Here is a 16,698-nt window from a genome sequence, read left to right as displayed (position 1 = left end):
CCGTCAGCCTCAACCCGCATCGTTCGGCGGCCAGTTCTGCGTCTTGATCCGGCTCGTCCATTCGAGAAAGTCGACGAGATCATCGAGTTCCTGTTCGGTGAGATTGAACTGCGGCATCTGGCGCCGGCCCTCGATGCCGGTGGGCTGGGCTGCCATCCAGGCCTTGATGGAATCGCGCGCCGCATCCTTGTCGTCCACGCCGCCATAGCGCTTCCAGACATTGCCGAGTTCGGGCGCGAAATAGGCGCCTTCGCCGAGCAGCGTGTGACAGTTGATGCAGGAATTTTTCTCCCACACATGTTTGCCGCGCGCGACGCTTTCCGTCAGCGTGCTTTCATCCGTCGAGGTGGTGCGCATGTAATAATGGCTATGGGCGGTCAGCCCGACAAATATGGCGAAGAAGAAGATGGAGCCGCCGTAAAAGACGTTTCGCGCTCCTGTTTTGGTCAGGCGTTCTGCCATGCCAATGGTCCTTTCCATCCGGAAGACCGCTTATGCGGACTGGCTTGATCGAACCCTCTTGCCGGGATTTGCCAGCAGGCTGGCGGAATGCGGTGGGGTCTGACGCCTTTCTAGCCGCTGGCTGCCGGCGTTCTTTGCCATTTGGCAAACAAGTGGACAGGTGGTGTGGTCCGCCTTTTCAGAGCGGCAAAATGCCCTGCAGGAATGCCCGCAAAAGGGCTGCGGCGGCAAAGATGGCCGGCCATGCCAGAAGTGCCGTGCGCAGCAGGCCCCGCTCTTCGCCAAAACCCAGAAAATCGTCGATGACGCGTCTGGATTTCAGGAGCGCGAAAAGCAGCATCAGGCAGGCGACGGCAACCGGCGGCAGAAGCGCCGCCTTCCACGAGGTGACGGCGGCCGTACTGGCGAGAACGAGAATGGCGAGCACTGCAAAACTTCTTGCAAGCTGGCGGGAGGTGCGGTGGATCATGACTGTCAAACCAGATAGACGATGGGAAAAATGACGATCCAGACCAGATCGATGACATGCCACAGCGTCGTCACCAGCGTGACGTTCTCGTTTTTCGGGAAGACTGCGACGAGAAACAGCAGCACGGCCACGAAGACGACATGCAGCAGATGGAAGCCGGTGAGCAGGAAATAAAGCTCGAAGAAAGCGCCATAGGCGGGATCGGAGGCGAAGGCGATTTCGGTGGAATATTCATAGAGTTTTACGCCGACGAAAACGAAGCCCAGCAGGCCGGCAAGCGCGAGCGCCCGCCTTCTTCCCGGCAGCGCGGTGTGGCGACTGGCCGCAACGGCCGCCTGCCAGCCGCTCGCCAGCAAAATCAGCGTATTGAGACCGGCAAGCTGCGGCTGCAGATGTTGGCGCGCGGCGGCGAAGGCCTCGGGCTTGAGGGCGAAGGCAATGATGAAGGCACCGGTCAGCGCGCCGAAAGCGGCAAGTTCGCTCCAGACCAGAATCCACAAAAGCAGGCTTCCGCTTTCCTCTTCCGTATTGATCGCCATGGTCTTGTCCGTAATTGTAAAACAGCAAGCCACGCTTAGGCGTCCTCAAACCCCGCTTCTTTGCGGTCGGTCAAAGAAGGGAGCGTGCAAAGTCCTATTGTCATGACAAAGCGCAACTCTGGAAAATGGAGCTTCCCATGAACGACGCGCAGGTCGGGCTGATTGTCGCAACCCCTATTATCGTTGGCTTTGCGGTGCTGTTCTACCGTATGGGTGTGTTGCAGCGCATGGGTGCGGTTTCCGCCGTGCTTGCCTCCGTGGCCATTGCTTCGGTGCTGTTCCTGAACCAGTAAGAAGGCAGTCACATGCTTGAACTTGTCGCCGCTCTTTCGCTTTTCGTGGCGCTGCATTCCATTCCCGCCGTACCTGCCGTGCGCGGCCGGCTGATTGCGGCCATCGGCAGGCCCGCCTATTTCGGGACTTATTCCGCCGTTTCGCTTCTGACGCTGGGCTGGGTATTTTATGCCGCGCTGTCGGTCGATTATATTCCGCTTTGGGATGTTGCGCCCTGGCAGGCGCATGTCACCTTTCTGGCAGCGCCGATTGGCCTGTTTTTCGTGCTGGCCGGCCTCCTCAGCGTCAATCCGCTTTCCATTTCCGTGCGGCAGGGAGATAGACCGGGGGCAATCGTGCGCATCACGCGGCACCCGGTACTCGTCGGCTTTCTGTTCTGGTCGTTGGGGCATGTCGTGCCGAATGGCGACCTGCGTTCCGTCATCCTGTTCGGCGGCTTTGCGCTGTTTTCGCTTGGCGGGATGGCGATGACCGAAAAACGCGCGCGGAAAAGACTGGGTAATGCATGGAGCGCGGCGGCTGCTAAAAATGCAACGATCCCTTTCGCAGCAATGCTTTCCGGCAAAACGCGCCTCGCCGTGGACGGGCCGATGCTGCTAGCCGCGGCGCTGACAGGGTTGACGGTGTGGTGGCTGCTGGCCGGTGGTCATGCCGCGCTCTTTGGTGCTGACCCGATGGCCTATCTTTGATGGCTCACGACGTCTTCACCATATGCGGCTGCCATATCGGCGCCTGTGGCGCGGGCGCGATACCGAGCTGATCGATGGCGCGAGCGGCCATCTGGTCGACAATATCGGCGACGCTTTGCGGTCTGTTGTAAAAGGCCGGCACCGGCGGCATGACGATGGCGCCGGCCTCCGTCACCGTGCACATGTTGCGCAGATGGATGAGATGCAGCGGCGTCTCGCGCGTCATCAGCACAAGTTTCCGGCGTTCCTTCAGATGCACATCGGCGGCGCGGGTGAGAAGATTGTCCGAAAACCCGGTTGCGATGGCCGTAAGTGTGCGCATGGAGCAGGGGGCGACGATCATGCCGGCCGTCGGGAAAGAGCCGCTGGCAATCGCCGCGCCGATATCGTCGACGGCATGATTGACGCCAGCGAGTGAGAACATCCGCCCCATGGCTTGCGCCCCTTCCTCATGCAACACGGTGCGTCTGGCGGATTGCGACAGGACGAGATGGATTTCGACGCTTTTCATCCCGGCAAGGCGCTCGACAATACGCAACGCAATGCCGGCACCCGAAGCGCCGGTGACGCCGACCACGACGCGGTACGGGATCATAGCCGTTCTCCAAGGCCGAGATCGCGCCACATCAGATCCACTTTCGCGATCACGTCAGGCGTCATCGACAGCACACGGCCCCATTCGCGCTCCGTCTCCGGCGGCAGCTTGCGGGTGGCGTCCAGCCCCATCTTGCCGCCGAGCCCGGCTTTCGGCGAGGCGAAGTCGAGATAATCGATGGGCGTATCGTTTATGATCATCGTATCGCGCGAGGCGTCGAAACGGGTTGAGAGCGCCCAGATGACATCTGCCCAGTTGCGCACATCAATGTCGGGATCGACCAGAATGATGAGCTTCACATAGCTGAACTGCGGCAGCATCGACCAGAGGCCCATCATCACCCGCTTTGCCTGACCGGGATAACGCTTGTCGATGGAAGCGACCATGACGCGGTAGGAACAGGCGTCCGGCGGCATCCACAGATCGACAATTTCCGCAAACTGCTTTTTCACGAGCGGCAGGAAAATGTCGAGCATGGCTTCGCCGAGAACCGAAGGCTCATCCGGCGGCCGGCCGGTATAGGTGGAAAGATAGATCGGATCGCGGCGCATGGTGATTGCCGAGAGCGTCATGACCGGGAAGGATTCGACCGAATTATAATAGCCGGTATGGTCGCCATAGGGGCCTTCGAGTGCCTTTTCCGTTACTGAGACGGTCCCTTCCAGTACGATTTCGGCATTGGCGGGCACCGGCATCGGCACGGTCAAGGCTCTGGCAATGCGGCTTTTCGAGCCGCGCAGCAGGCCGGAGAAGCCAAGCTCGCTGATATGGTCGGGAAGCGGCATGACGGCGGCGAGAATGGTGGCGGGATCGGCACCGATGGCGACGGTAACGGGCATATCCAGCCCGCGCGCTCGCCACAGCCGGTGGTGATGCGCGCCGCCGCGATGCGCCAGCCAGCGTATGATCACCCTGTCCGGGCCCAGCACCTGCATGCGATAGATGCCGACATTGATATCATCGGGATCGTCAGGCGAACGGGTGATGACCAGCGGCCAGGTGACGAGCGGGGCCGGTTCGCCCGGCCAGCACCATTGCACCGGCAGGCGGGCGAGGTCGACAGCATCGCCCGTCAGCACCCTTTCCTGCACCGGCGCGCGTGAGACGTTGCGTGTCCGCATCGAAAGTGCGGCTTTCAGCAAATGCAGCTTACCCCATGCCTCGGCCATGGATTTCGGTGGTCCCGGCTCGCGTAATTCGGCGAGCTTTTGTCCAAGTGCGGGCAGGCCGCCGGTCTCAAGCCCCAGCCCCCACTCGATACGTTGCCGCGTGCCGAAAAGATTGGTAAGCAGCGGCATGTCCCGCACCTTTGCCTCATGGTCGACGGGTTGCTCGAAAAGCAGCGCCGGCCCGCCATCGGCGAGCACGCGGCGGTGGATTTCGGTGATTTCGTGCACCAGCGAGACCGGCTGGCGAATTCGCCGCAGCTGCCCGCGTTCTTCCAGCAACCGGGCGAAACTGCGCAGATCGGCTGCGTGGGCGGGTTTAGTTTCTGTTTTCTCGTCTCTCATGCCGCCTGTTTGCCGATGGCAGTGCGGCATGTCCTTGCGCTGCCGCAAATGCGGCTTCAATGCGAACGAAGATAGTCGGCGAGAACCAGGGCGTGGTTATGTTCGATATCATGGGCGGCATAAAGCAGCGTGACGCGGCCTTTCGCCATCAGCTCCTTCATGTGCGCCACGGCATCGGGATTGGCCGAGAGTTCCTTATGATAATGCCGGGTAAATTCCTCAAAGCGAGACGGCATATGGGAGAAGTTCTTGCGCAATTCGTTGCTGGGCGCGATGTCCTTCATCCACAGGGAAAGCTTTGCCTTTTCCTTGCTCATGCCGCGCGGCCAGAGCCGGTCCACCAGAATGCGCGCGCCGTCATCGTCGCTGGCGGGTTCGTAAATCCGTTTGACCCTTAAATCGGACACGGGCGGCCTCCGTCGCTTGGCAAGTGAATGAATTATAGCGGCTTTTGTGAAGGCGCACCTGAAAATTTCCCTGTCTTTGCGTTCGCTCAAACCGCCACCCGCGCGCTGCGGTTAGGTTGCCGCCCGCAACTGAGCCGACAGGACCTTTCATGAGATCTTTTCCCGCCGCCATCGCCCGCCCCATGAATTTCCTACCCCTTGCCGTGGTGCAGCGAGCGACGGCGGCGATGCTGGCACAGATCATGAAGCGGCATCCGGATATGTTCGTCCGGCTCGGTGAACATCGTGGCAAGCGCTACGCCTTTCTGCCCGTCGATCTCCCCTTCGCCTTCATGGTCGAGCCGGCAGGTCGCGCCATCACCGTCAGCCGCAAGGCTCGCTTGGCCAAGGCGGATGCGGCGGTCGAGGGACCGCTTTTCATGCTGCTTGCGCTGATGGAGGGGCGGCAGGATGCCGATGCGCTGTTCTTTTCGCGTGATCTCAGCGTCACCGGCGACATGGAGGCGATGCTGGCGCTGCGCAATGCGCTTGATGACAGCGGCATCGATCTGCCGCGTGACCTCGGTGCATTTGCCGGGCCTTTCGCGCCCATGATAACGCGTGTCGCGAACCGCCTGCGTGGCCATGTTCTGTCCGAAACGCGGGGAGTTGACGCATGGAACTGATCTGTCCTGCGGGAACGCCTGCCGCCTTTCGCGAGGCCGTGGATGCCGGGGCGGATGCGGTCTATTGCGGTTTTCGGGATGAAACCAATGCCCGCAATTTCCCCGGCCTTAATTTTTCCCGCGAGGAACTTGCCGAGGCCATCGTTTACGCGAAAAAGCGCGGTGTCCAGACCTTCGTGGCGCTCAACACCTTCATGCGTGCTGGCAATGAGGATATCTGGTATCGCGGGGCGGCCGATGCCGTGAAGGCGGGGGCGGACGCACTTATCCTTGCCGATTTCGGCCTGATGGCGCATGTGGCGGAACATCATCCGCAGCAGCGTATCCACGTCTCCGTGCAGGCTTCCGCCTCCAATGCGGACGCGGTGAATTTCCTCGTCGATGCCTTCGGCGCGAAACGCGTGGTGCTGCCGCGCACCCTGACGATTGCCGACATCGCCCGGCTGGCGCGGCAAATCCGCTGCGAAATCGAAATCTTCGTGTTCGGAGGTCTCTGCGTCATGGCGGAAGGGCGCTGCTCGCTATCCTCCTACGCCACAGGCAAGTCACCCAACATGAACGGCGTCTGCTCGCCGGCAAGCCACGTCCGCTACCGGCAGGACGGGCAGGCGCTGGTGTCGGAACTTGGCGAATACACCATCAACCGATTTCCGGCCGGCGAGGCGGCGGGTTACCCCACGCTGTGCAAGGGCCGTTTCGAGATTGCCGATGACAAGTCCTATGCCTTCGAAGATCCGGTATCGCTTGACGTGATGGACCAGATCGATGCGCTGCGCGAGGCGGGGGTCAGCGCGCTGAAGATCGAGGGTCGCCAGCGCGGCAAGGCCTATGTGGCGGAAGTGGTTTCCACCCTGCACCGGGCGCTTTCCGCCGGTGCCGAAGAGCGCGGCAGGCTGCTCTCACGCCTGCGGCTCTTAAGCGAAGGCCAGCGCACCACCGTTGGCGCTTATGAGAAACGCTGGAGATGACGGCGATGGCAAAACCCGCAAAAACCACATTGGCGCTCGGCCCGGTCCTCTATCTCTGGCAGGGGGAGAAATGGCGCGATTTCTATTTCCGCATCGCCGATGAAGCGCCCGTCAGCCATGTTTATCTCGGTGAAACCGTCTGCTCCAAACGGTTTCATTTCACCGAGCCGCATCTGGCAGAGGTGATCGAGCGGCTGGAGAGTGCCGGAAAACAGGTGATCCTCTCGACGCTTTCGCTGGTGACGCTGGAGCGGGAAAGCCGCCACCTGCGCAGTCTGATCGCCGACAGTCCCTATCCGGTCGAGGCGAACGATCTTTCCGCGCTCGGCATGCTGCACGGCACCCCGCATGTCGTCGGGCCGATGGTGAATGTCTATAATGCCGCGACCGCGCGGTTGCTGTCGTCTCGCGGCGCGAGCGCCATCTGCCTGCCGCCGGAACTGCCGATGACCTCGGTGGAGCGCATCGTGGCGCAGACGCCTGATGTGGACTTCGAGATCTTCGCCTTCGGCCGCCTGCCGCTCGCCATTTCGGCGCGCTGCGCCCATGCCCGCGCCAAGGGCAATATCAAGGATAATTGCCAGTTCGTCTGCGGCGACGATCCGGATGGATTGCCGGTACGCACGCTTGACCGGCAGTCGTTTCTGGCGCTGAACGGCGTACAGACGGTGTCGCATACCTGCCAGTCGCTGCTTGGCGAATTGCAGGACCTAGCCGCCGCCGGCATTTCCCGCCTCCGGCTGTCGCCGCAGGACTGCGACATGGTTGCGGTGGCGCAAATCCATCACGACGTTCTGGCCGGCAGGGGGGAGGCGGAAGACGGTCTTGCACGTCTCGGGCAAATCTACCCGGACGTGCCCTTTTCCAATGGTTTCTACCACGGGCAGGAAGGGGCGGCCTGGATCGCCCGTGCCCGCAACACGGCGCATGGGGTGAATGCATGACGACGAACGGGCAAAGCGAGCAAAAGCTGCCCGCAGCGGCACCGGGCGGAGCGGATATCGCGGCGGCAATCCATCTGGTGCGCGATATTGTCTTGCAGAGCGCGCTCGATTGCAGCTGCCGCGACAAGGTGCACGACGTGCTGCGCGAGCTTGAGGATTTCGAGCGCCAGCGCAATGTCGTCAAGCTTCTGGCCGCCGCCCGCGAGGAGCGGCGCAAGATCGCGCTCCTGACCGAGATGCTCTGCGATTTCGCCGAAGACGACACGGTGGATCAAGGCGTGGTTGAAACCGCAAGCCTGATGTTTCTCGATATCGCTGCCGCCGCTCAGGAGGGCTCGCGGCTCCTGCGGGACGCGCTCTCACTCAAGATGGGTGAATAATCCCTGTTTTCGGCTCTGTTTGATCCTGCGCAAAGAGCACCCGCTTGCAAAATGTCATTTCCGGGTTGGTGACGCTTCGGGCCGCAAGGTCGGTTGTGCGGGCATCGGGGGCGCTTCCGGCGCGAACAAGGATCAGGACCATGGCCCATCATTTCACCCGTCGTCAGGCTCTTTCGGCCTTTTCCGGGCTCGCGGTGGCGACACTTGCCGCACCGCTTGTCGCGAAGGCGGAAGCGCCGCTCACCTTTTATGGCCCTCCGGCCGCGCCCTCCGCGGTGCTGGCCCATGCGGTAAAGGGCGGGTTCCTGAAGGATGTCGCACCCGGAGTATTCTTCAAAGCCTGGAAAACACCGGATGAAATGCGCGCCGCCGTTGCCTCCGGCTCCATGGGGGCGGTGGTGATGCCGAGCTGCGGCGCCGCCAATCTCCATAATCGCGGTCTCGGCCTCGGGCTGTTGAACGTGCTGACCACGGGCCTGCTCTATATCGTTTCGAAAGACGAGACGCTGAACTCCCTGAAAAGCCTTTCCGGCAAGACGCTCGCTTTGCCGTTCAAGAATGATATGCCCGATTTCGTGCTGCATCGCCTCGTTGCCGAAAACGGCTTGAAGTCCGGCGACATCAAGCTGGAATATGCCGCCTCGCCGCCGGAAGCTGTGCAATTGCTGCTGACGGGCAGGGTGGATGCGGCGCTGCTCAGCGAACCGGCCGCAACCGCCGTGCTCATCAAGGCGAAGTCGTTTTTCATGACCGTCCATCGCACCATTGATATTCAGCGGGAATGGGCGAAGGTGGCCGGCAAGGCTGAAATTCCGCAGGCTGGCCTCGCCTTGACATCGCTGGTCCGGCAAAAGCTTGGCAAGTCCGGCATAGAGGCTCTACAGGCCGCCATGGAGACGGCGCTTGCCAGCGCTATGGCCGATCCGAAGGCGGCGGCCGCTGCGGCCGCTGATGCCTTGGGTTTCCGCCCGACATCATCGCGGCCTCCTTCCCGACAAGTCATCTATGCGCCCTTAAGGCGAGCGCTGCGCGCGCCGATCTCGAGGCGTTTTACGATGAACTTGCCAAGGCAGACCCGGCAATCATCGGCGGCCGGCGGCCGGATGAAGGGTTTTATCTGGTGTAGCAGGCATGAACCGCATTCTCGAAAGTCTTGGTTGGATGGGCCGCTATCTCTGGGCGGGCTGGGCCGGGCTCTCAGGCATTTTCTGTTTTCTCGCCGCCTGGCAGGCCGGGCACGAGATTTATGGCTCCTTCATCCTGCCTTCGCCGGGGGAGACCTTCGCGGCAATGGGGCTTTTGGCGGCGCGGCCCGATTTCCTCGCTATCCTGGCGCAGAGCGCCGTCAGGGCCCTGACCGGCTTCGGTATCGCCGCCGGCATCGGCACGGTAGCGGGCGTGCTGGCGGGTTATTCCTTCGCGGCCATGCGGTTGATGAAGCCTGTCGTCACCGTTCTACTCGGCGTGCCGCCCATCGGCTGGATCGTTCTGGCGCTCATTTGGTTCGGCTCGTCCGGCGGCACGGCTGTCATGACCGTCATTATCGCCTCGGCTCCCGTGTCCTTTGCCGGCGCGCTGGAAGGTGTCGCCAAGCGGGACCGTCAGCTGGAGGTGATGGCGCAGGCCTTCGGCGGTCCTTGGTTTTACCGGCTGCGCACCGTCACCATGCCGCATGTTCTCTCCTACCTCTTCCCGGCCTGGACGACGACGGCGGGAAGCGCGTGGAAAGTAACCGTCATGGCCGAGCTCCTTTCGAATTCCGGCGGCATTGGCGGCGAACTGGCCACCGCACGCGCGCTGTTCGACATTGCGCAGGTCACCGCCTGGCTCACCATCACGGTCGGCCTTGCACTGTTAACCGATTACGGCCTGCTGCATCTGTTGCGCGAGGCGCTGGAACGCTGGCGCGCCGCCGGACTGCCATGGGGTGTCAAACGATGAGCGACCGTTCCAGCCTGCGTTTCGAACATGTCGGCCACGCCTTTCTCGGCCGCAGCCTGTTCGAGAATTTCGATCTCGGCATAGCGCCGGGGGAAACCGTGGCGCTGCTCGGCCCCTCCGGCAGCGGCAAGACGACGATTTTACAGATCGCGGCTGGTATCATCGATCCTGTTCGCGGCCGCGTGCACCGCCATTATCGCCGGCAGGGTCTGGTGTTTCAGGAGCCGAGGCTGCTGCCGTGGATGACGCTTATCGACAATATTGCCTACGGCCTTGCGGCGGCCGGCTTGCCGAGACGGGAGCGGCGCGAAAGGGCGGGCCTTTTTGCGCTGGAGGTCGGTCTGGAGGTGGCTGATTTCGGCAAATATCCGGTGGAACTCTCCGGCGGCATGCGCCAGCGCGCCGGCGTGGCGCGGGCGCTCGCCGTGGAGCCGGACATGCTGTTTCTGGATGAGCCCTTCAGCGCCGTCGATGTCGGCCTGCGCCGTCATTTGCAGGAGCTTCTGGTGGGCGCCGCCCGTCGGCGCGGTTTTTCCACCCTTCTCGTCACCCATGATCTTCATGAGGCGTTGCTGGTTGCCGACAGGCTGATCGTGCTCTCCGGCGTCGATGGCCGAGTCATTGCCGCGCATAAGCCCGCGGGTTCGCCGGGCCGGCGCATGGCGCGTACGGTTTTCGACGAAGCGGAACGCCTGTCCGAGAGCCCGGCCTTCGCCGAATTGTTTTCAGCAAGGGAGCGGGTGCGATGAGGCAGCCCCCCATCCTTTCCGAAGCCCTGCGGCTGTTTTTCCCTCTGGCCGCACTGCACGGTGCGGGCTGGCCCCTCCTGTGGATCGTCATCGGTGGTTATGCCCTGCCTTTCGTCGATGCGGTGCCTGCATCGCAATGGCACGCCCATGAAATGATCTACGGCACCTATGGCATGGCGCTTGCCGGTTTCCTTGGCTCGGCGGTGCCGGAATGGACGGACACGAAGCCGGCGCAGGGACGAACGCTGCTTCATCTCGCCGGTCTCTGGTTGCCGGGCCGCCTTATCGGCTTTCTCGGGATGGAGGCAGGGAGCCTGTTTGCAGGTTTTTTCGATCTCGCCTTTCTGCTCGCGCTCTCTGTTCTCATCGCCAGGGCGATGCTGGCGCGGCGCACGATGAAACACCTGGCGTTCCTTATCTGGCTTCTTCTGTTTACGACGGCTGAAGCCGGTGTGCGTTATGCCTGGTGGAGCGGCGATCTCGAACTTGCATCCCGCATGCTCGAGGCGGCGCTGTGCATTTTCACCGTGCTGTTTTCGCTTTCCGCCGCACGTATCAATGTGGCCGTCATCAATCTGGCGCTCGATCCCGGCGGCGAGACCACGCCTTACCGGCCGCATCCCGGCCGCCAGCATATGGCAGGCGCCATGGTGACGCTTTACATGGCGGCGAAACTTTTCTTTCCGCAGAGCGATGTCTGCGCCTGGCTTTCGCTTGCGGCCGGCGCCGCCTTTTTCGACCGGCTGGCCGAATGGTTCATCGGGCGTGCCGTCTTTAAGACCGAGGTGCTGTTGCTCGGCCTCGGCAACGCCTTTGCGGGCGTGGGTTTTCTGGCGCTCGGCGCGACACGGCTCGGTTTTTCCGTTACGCCCGCCGCAGGGCTGCATCTGCTCTCGGTCGGGGCGCTTGGATGCGCCATCATGGCGGTCTTCATCATTGCCGGGCTGCGGCATACGGGCCGCAATCTGACGCATCTTCCATGGCAGGCGCATGTGGCCGCCCTTTTGATGGCGATGGCCGGGCTGGTCCGCATCCTCCCGGAATTCGACTTTGCCGCAACATTGTCTCCCTATCACCATGGCCTCAGCGCCGTTTTGTGGGCGGTGAGCTTCGGGGTCTGGTTGCAGAGTTTCCTGCCCTTCATGCGCGCGCCTGGCATGGACGATGCAGGAGCCTGCGGATGAGAGCGAGACACTGTTTGCCCGTCTAATGTTTATTTTTTGAGCAGAAGCACAATGCGAAATCAGTGATTTAGGCGAGCCGTCTTGATGAATGTTAATTTTGATAAATAATCAATAAAATCAAGTGGTTGAATATTTCTGTCTTTTGGGGGATGATGACTCGAAACGAATAGGAAACGCGAATATGCCTAAAATAGTCGCGCCTCAACACGCAGATGAAAAGCCAGGTCGGACGAGGGAACTTGTGACCTTCGCCGTTCTGGCCTTCGGAATCTGGCCCATTCTGGCGGTCGGATTTGTTGGAGCCTATGGCTTTATCGTCTGGATGTTCCAGATCATTTACGGCCCGCCGGGGCCGCCCGGACATTGAGGGCGAGATGATGATGGAAGTCTCTCTCAGCCGGCGCGATTTCCTGCGCGGCGGGCAAAAAAATAGACCACGCATCTGTCCCCCCGGGGTCGCGTTGAGCGACCTCGCCGCGTGCAGCGGTTGCGCAAAATGCGTCGAGGCCTGTCCTACCGGCATCATCGCCATGGCGGACGGTTTGCCTTGCGTGGATTTCTCCGCCGGGGAATGCACCTTTTGCGGCAAATGTGCTGAGGCCTGTCCCGAGCCGGTCTTTGCTGCCCCCACGGCACAGCGCTTCGGTCACGTCACGGCGATCGGTGAGGGGTGTCTCGCCTTCGGCAATATCGATTGTCAGGCCTGCCGCGATGCCTGCCCGACCGAGGCCATCCGGTTTCGTCCCCGCCGCGGCGGGCCCTTCGTGCCTGAACTTATCGAACAAGCCTGCACCGGCTGCGGGGCCTGCGTGTCCGTCTGCCCGGCCAGCGTGATCGAGATCAAGGAAGCCACGGAGATGCAATATGCCTGAAAATACAGGCCGGTATCATGTTTCAAGCGCCGTGGTGGCGGTGATGCCGCAGATGCGGGACGCCGTGCTGGCAACGCTTTTAACGCTCGACAATGTCGAGGTTCATGGCGAGGGCAACGGCAAGATCGTCATCGTCATAGACGGCACGAGCACCGGCATGCTGGGCGATACGCTCACTTATATTTCGACACTCGACGGTGTGATTGCCGCCAACATGGTTTTCGAACACGTCGACACAGAGGAGACAAGCGGCGATGAGCAGCGAACTGACGCGGCGTGATCTATTGAAAGCCCATGCCGCCGGCATTGCGGCGGCAACGGCGGGCATTGCGCTGCCGGCCGCCGCCCAGCCGGTGCCAGGCGGGGTTTCCGCATTGCAGATCAAGTGGTCCAAGGCGCCCTGTCGTTTCTGCGGCACGGGCTGCGGCGTCATGGTCGGCGTCAAGGAAGGCAAGGTTGTCGCCACCCATGGCGACATGCAGGCGGAGGTCAATCGCGGCCTCAACTGCATCAAGGGCTATTTCCTGTCCAAGATCATGTATGGCAAGGACCGCCTGCAGACCCCGCTTCTGCGCAAGAGAAACGGCGTTTACGCCAAGGATGGCGAGTTCGAGCCTGTGAGCTGGGACGAGGCCTTCGACGTCATGGCCGCGCAGTGCAAGCGGGTGTTGAAGGAGAAGGGACCGACGGCCGTCGGCATGTTCGGCTCCGGCCAATGGACGATCTTCGAAGGTTACGCCGCAACCAAGCTGATGCGTGCCGGCTTCCGCTCCAACAATCTCGATCCCAATGCTCGTCACTGCATGGCGTCTGCTGCCTATGCCTTCATGCGCACCTTTGGCATGGATGAGCCGATGGGCTGTTACGACGATTTCGAACATGCCGATGCCTTCGTTCTCTGGGGCTCGAACATGGCGGAAATGCATCCCATTTTATGGACGCGTATCGCCGACCGGCGTCTGGGTTTCGACCATGTGAAGGTGGCGGTGCTTTCGACCTTCACCCATCGCAGCATGGACCTTGCCGACATCCCGATGGTCTTCAAGCCGGGCACCGATCTCGTCATCCTCAATTACATCGCCAACCACATCATCAAGACCGGGCGCGTTAACGAAGACTTCGTGAGGAACCACACGAAATTCGTGCGCGGCGTCACCGATATCGGTTATGGCCTGCGGCCCGACAATCCGGTGGAGATGAATGCCGTCAATTCCGTGGATCCGACCAAGACCGAAGCGATCGATTTCGAAACCTTCAAGGAATTCGTCTCCGAGTACACGCTGGAAAAGACCGCAGCCATGACCGGCGTTGAAGCCGGTTTTCTGGAGGAGCTGGCCGAGCTTTATGCCGACCCGAAACGCAAGGTCATGTCGCTCTGGACCATGGGTTTCAACCAGCATGTTCGCGGCGTCTGGGCCAACCAGATGGTCTATAACATCCATCTGCTGACGGGGAAGATTTCCGAGCCGGGCAACAGCCCGTTCTCGCTCACCGGCCAGCCCTCGGCCTGCGGCACGGCGCGTGAGGTGGGAACCTTCGCCCACCGCCTGCCTGCCGACATGACGGTGACCAACCCTGAGCACCGCAAACATGCCGAAGAAATCTGGCGCATCCCGCACGGCATCATCCCGGAAAAGCCGGGTTACCACGCCGTGCAGCAGGACCGCATGCTGCATGACGGCAAGCTGAATTTCTACTGGGTGCAGGTCAATAACAACGTACAGGCAGGTCCCAACACCAAGAACGAGACCTATCAGGGATATCGCAACCCGGAAAACTTCATCGTTGTTTCCGATGCCTATCCGACCATCACGGCTATGAGCGCCGACCTCATCCTGCCCGCCGCCATGTGGGTGGAAAAGGAGGGAGCCTATGGCAATGCCGAGCGGCGCACCCATGTCTGGCACCAGCTTGTCGAGGCCTCGGGTGAGGCGCGTTCCGATCTCTGGCAGCTGGTGGAATTCTCCAAGCGCTTCACCACGGATGAGGTGTGGCCGGCGGAGATACTGGAAGCCAATCCCGCCTATCGCGGAAAGACGCTGTACGAGGTGCTCTTCAAGGACAGTGATGTCGGCAAGTTCCCGCTGAGCGAGATCAACGCTGAATACGAAAACCAGGAAGCAAAACACTTCGGATTCTATCTCCAGAAGGGTCTCTTTGAGGAATATGCCGCCTTCGGGCGGGGCCACGGCCATGATCTGGCGCCCTATGATGCCTATCACGAGGTGCGCGGCATGCGCTGGCCGGTGGTGGACGGAAAGGAAACGCTGTGGCGTTACCGAGAGGGTTACGACCCTTATGTAAAGCCGGGCGAAGGCGTGAAATTCTACGGCAACAAGGACGGCAAGGCGGTCATCATTGCCGTGCCTTACGAACCGCCGGCGGAATCCCCGGATGCGGAGTTCGATACCTGGCTGGTGACGGGCCGCGTGCTGGAGCATTGGCATTCCGGTTCGATGACCATGCGTGTGCCGGAACTCTACAAGGCGTTCCCGGGCGCCCGCTGTTTCATGAATGCCGACGATGCGCGAAAGCGCGGCCTCAATCAGGGCGCAGAAATCCGCATCGTGTCGCGCCGCGGTGAAATACGTTCCCGGGTGGAAACGCGCGGCCGCAACCGCATGCCGCCAGGCGTCATCTTCGTTCCCTGGTTCGATGCCAGCCAGCTCATCAACAAGGTCACGCTCGACGCAACCGATCCCATCTCCAAGCAGACGGATTTCAAGAAATGCGCAGTCAAGATAGAGCCAGTCGCATGATCAGGAAACACGGATGGATCGCCGCCACGCTTCTGGTCGTGGCGTTGGCGACGGGGGCCGTTGCGCAGATGGTGCCGGAATTGTCCGGCCCACGCGGTGACGCCATGCAGACCGAACCCGCCAAACCCCTGCCGAAATGGGTGGTCGACGATTTTAGACGCATGCGCGCTTACCCGGAGCAGCCGCCGGTCATCCCGCATTCGATCGACGGTTACCAGCTTTCGGTCAATGCCAACCGCTGTCTTTCCTGTCACAAACGCGAGTTCACGCAGGATTCCGGCGCGCCGATGATCAGCGTCACCCACTATATGACGCGCGAAGGCCAGATGCTGGCGGACGTTTCGCCACGCCGTTATTTCTGCACCGCCTGCCATGTCCCGCAGGCTGATACCCGACCGCTTGTGCCCAGCACGTTTGAGGACATGAGCACGATGGGCGTCAAACCGGCGGGTAGCGAATGATGATTACCCGTGTGAAGAAACTTCTCGCCTGGTTATGGGCGGTTCTGACGACGCCGGCTGGCACGCTCAGCCTCGCCTTCCTGACGCTAGGCGGCTTCGTCGGTGGCGTGATGTTCTGGGGCGCCTTTAACACCGCGCTCGAGATGACCAACAAGGAAGCCTTCTGCATTTCCTGCCACGAGATGCGTGCCAATGTGTATGAGGAGCTGACTCGAACGGTGCATTTCTCCAACCGTTCCGGCGTGCGCGCCTCCTGTCCCGATTGCCACGTGCCGCATGAATGGACCGACAAGATCGCCCGCAAAATGCAGGCCTCCAAGGAAGTCTGGGGCAAGATTTTTGGCACAATCGACACCCGCAAGAAGTTTCTAGACAAGCGGCTGGAACTTGCCCAGCACGAATGGTCGCGCCTCAAGGCCAATGACAGTCTGGAATGCCGCAACTGCCACTCCTCCGTCGCCATGGACTTTACCAAACAGACACAGCGCGCCGCCGATATCCATTCCAAATATCTGCTGACGGGCAAGGCCACCTGCATCGACTGCCACAAGGGCATCGCCCATGAACTGCCGAACATGGAGGGCATCGACCCGGGTTGGAAAATGCCGCCGGCCCTCAACGATGAACCAGGACAGACGGCATCTGCGATCGATGATCTGCGGCGGGCGATGAGCGATGTGCACCGCAACGTATTCTAGGCCCCCTGGTTCCAAAGAGAGCCTTCGATCGCCGCGCCGTCTGTGCGGGCGTCGAAGCCTATGAGGCAGCCGGGCCGTGCGGTCATGCGCGATCCGTTCGAACAGGACACC

21 protein-coding genes are annotated in these 16,698 nt (G+C 61.4%); 15 read left to right on the top strand and 6 right to left on the bottom strand.

The features are described from left to right. Positions 1–9 precede the first annotated feature (9 nt). From QE453_RS23450 to QE453_RS23440, 3 genes are all read right to left on the bottom strand, one after another. Complete coding sequence (locus tag QE453_RS23450; protein WP_022557547.1) at positions 10–462, bottom strand: cytochrome c; 453 nt, start codon at positions 460–462, stop codon at positions 10–12. Positions 463–640: 178 nt separating this feature from the next. Next, the gene (locus QE453_RS23445; protein ID WP_309778305.1) at positions 641–931 is read right to left on the bottom strand and encodes a hypothetical protein; all 291 of its coding nucleotides are present in this window, start codon (positions 929–931) and stop codon (positions 641–643) included. A 5-nt stretch (positions 932–936) separates the two neighbouring features. Further along, positions 937–1,470 (bottom strand): cytochrome c oxidase subunit 3, encoded by a 534-nt coding sequence (locus QE453_RS23440; protein ID WP_072495332.1) that lies wholly within the window; start codon positions 1,468–1,470, stop codon positions 937–939. A gap of 137 nt (positions 1,471–1,607) precedes the next feature. On the opposite strand from QE453_RS23440, the gene QE453_RS23435 reads away from it, so the two are divergent. Beyond that, positions 1,608–1,763, top strand: coding sequence for a hypothetical protein (locus tag QE453_RS23435; protein WP_309778303.1), 156 nt, complete (start codon positions 1,608–1,610; stop codon positions 1,761–1,763). 12 nt (positions 1,764–1,775) lie between these two features. Then, entirely contained in the window at positions 1,776–2,453 is a 678-nt protein-coding gene (locus tag QE453_RS23430; protein ID WP_072495331.1) for an NnrU family protein, read from the top strand. Between the two features lie 4 nt (positions 2,454–2,457). Here QE453_RS23430 and QE453_RS23425 read toward each other — a convergent pair whose 3' ends face one another. Genes QE453_RS23425 through QE453_RS23415 form a run of 3 tightly spaced genes read right to left on the bottom strand, consistent with a single transcriptional unit; the run spans position 2,458 to position 4,966 of the window. Further along, the gene (locus tag QE453_RS23425) at positions 2,458–3,048 is read right to left on the bottom strand and encodes a UbiX family flavin prenyltransferase (RefSeq protein ID WP_309778302.1); all 591 of its coding nucleotides are present in this window, start codon (positions 3,046–3,048) and stop codon (positions 2,458–2,460) included. Continuing rightward, the gene (locus QE453_RS23420) at positions 3,045–4,559 is read right to left on the bottom strand and encodes a UbiD family decarboxylase (RefSeq protein WP_309778300.1); all 1,515 of its coding nucleotides are present in this window, start codon (positions 4,557–4,559) and stop codon (positions 3,045–3,047) included. Before QE453_RS23420 ends, QE453_RS23425 begins: the two co-directional genes overlap by 4 nt. Before the next feature lie 56 nt (positions 4,560–4,615). Then, positions 4,616–4,966 (bottom strand): DUF488 domain-containing protein, encoded by a 351-nt coding sequence (locus tag QE453_RS23415; protein ID WP_072495328.1) that lies wholly within the window; start codon positions 4,964–4,966, stop codon positions 4,616–4,618. A gap of 149 nt (positions 4,967–5,115) precedes the next feature. On the opposite strand from QE453_RS23415, the gene QE453_RS23410 reads away from it, so the two are divergent. The 13 genes from QE453_RS23410 to QE453_RS23350 all read left to right on the top strand — a co-directional run bounded on the left by QE453_RS23410 (position 5,116) and on the right by QE453_RS23350 (position 16,587). Continuing rightward, complete coding sequence (locus QE453_RS23410; protein WP_072495327.1) at positions 5,116–5,631, top strand: SCP2 domain-containing protein; 516 nt, start codon at positions 5,116–5,118, stop codon at positions 5,629–5,631. Next, the gene (locus tag QE453_RS23405; protein ID WP_182591036.1) at positions 5,622–6,599 is read left to right on the top strand and encodes a peptidase U32 family protein; all 978 of its coding nucleotides are present in this window, start codon (positions 5,622–5,624) and stop codon (positions 6,597–6,599) included. The genes QE453_RS23410 and QE453_RS23405 overlap by 10 nt, the downstream gene beginning before the upstream one ends. 5 nt (positions 6,600–6,604) lie before the next feature. Next, positions 6,605–7,543, top strand: a complete 939-nt coding sequence (locus QE453_RS23400; protein ID WP_309778298.1) for a U32 family peptidase — start codon at positions 6,605–6,607, stop codon at positions 7,541–7,543. Continuing rightward, on the top strand, positions 7,540–7,923 hold the full coding sequence (locus QE453_RS23395; RefSeq protein ID WP_309778296.1) for a hypothetical protein: 384 nt from the start codon (positions 7,540–7,542) through the stop codon (positions 7,921–7,923). Before QE453_RS23400 ends, QE453_RS23395 begins: the two co-directional genes overlap by 4 nt. 1,131 nt (positions 7,924–9,054) lie before the next feature. Next, complete coding sequence (locus tag QE453_RS23390) at positions 9,055–9,864, top strand: ABC transporter permease (protein WP_142187757.1); 810 nt, start codon at positions 9,055–9,057, stop codon at positions 9,862–9,864. After that, positions 9,861–10,613, top strand: a complete 753-nt coding sequence (locus QE453_RS23385; RefSeq protein WP_309778293.1) for an ATP-binding cassette domain-containing protein — start codon at positions 9,861–9,863, stop codon at positions 10,611–10,613. The genes QE453_RS23390 and QE453_RS23385 overlap by 4 nt, the downstream gene beginning before the upstream one ends. Beyond that, positions 10,610–11,797, top strand: coding sequence for an NnrS family protein (locus tag QE453_RS23380; RefSeq protein WP_309778291.1), 1,188 nt, complete (start codon positions 10,610–10,612; stop codon positions 11,795–11,797). Before QE453_RS23385 ends, QE453_RS23380 begins: the two co-directional genes overlap by 4 nt. Before the next feature lie 181 nt (positions 11,798–11,978). Continuing rightward, on the top strand, positions 11,979–12,164 hold the full coding sequence (napE, locus tag QE453_RS23375; RefSeq protein WP_022557563.1) for a periplasmic nitrate reductase, NapE protein: 186 nt from the start codon (positions 11,979–11,981) through the stop codon (positions 12,162–12,164). Between the two features lie 7 nt (positions 12,165–12,171). Beyond that, a complete protein-coding gene (locus QE453_RS23370) occupies positions 12,172–12,669 on the top strand; it encodes a ferredoxin-type protein NapF (protein WP_309778290.1) in 498 nt (165 codons plus the stop codon). Continuing rightward, positions 12,662–12,949 carry a chaperone NapD gene (locus QE453_RS23365; RefSeq protein ID WP_060724395.1) on the top strand — a complete coding sequence of 96 codons (288 nt, stop codon included), beginning with the start codon at positions 12,662–12,664 and terminating at the stop codon, positions 12,947–12,949. Before QE453_RS23370 ends, QE453_RS23365 begins: the two co-directional genes overlap by 8 nt. Further along, positions 12,924–15,428 carry a periplasmic nitrate reductase subunit alpha gene (gene napA / locus QE453_RS23360; protein ID WP_182591044.1) on the top strand — a complete coding sequence of 835 codons (2,505 nt, stop codon included), beginning with the start codon at positions 12,924–12,926 and terminating at the stop codon, positions 15,426–15,428. The genes QE453_RS23365 and napA overlap by 26 nt, the downstream gene beginning before the upstream one ends. Further along, positions 15,398–15,889: a nitrate reductase cytochrome c-type subunit gene (locus QE453_RS23355; RefSeq protein WP_034499927.1), complete on the top strand. Its 492-nt coding sequence runs from the start codon at positions 15,398–15,400 to the stop codon at positions 15,887–15,889. The genes napA and QE453_RS23355 overlap by 31 nt, the downstream gene beginning before the upstream one ends. After that, a complete protein-coding gene (locus tag QE453_RS23350; RefSeq protein ID WP_081859578.1) occupies positions 15,886–16,587 on the top strand; it encodes a cytochrome c3 family protein in 702 nt (233 codons plus the stop codon). The genes QE453_RS23355 and QE453_RS23350 overlap by 4 nt, the downstream gene beginning before the upstream one ends. The last annotated feature ends 111 nt before the right edge of the window (positions 16,588–16,698 follow it).

This window comes from Agrobacterium sp. SORGH_AS_0440, assembly GCF_031453135.1.
GTDB classification, from domain to species: domain Bacteria; phylum Pseudomonadota; class Alphaproteobacteria; order Rhizobiales; family Rhizobiaceae; genus Agrobacterium; species Agrobacterium pusense.
Note: the sequence above shows the minus strand (reverse complement) of the source record. Positions and strands in the feature narration are given on the sequence as shown.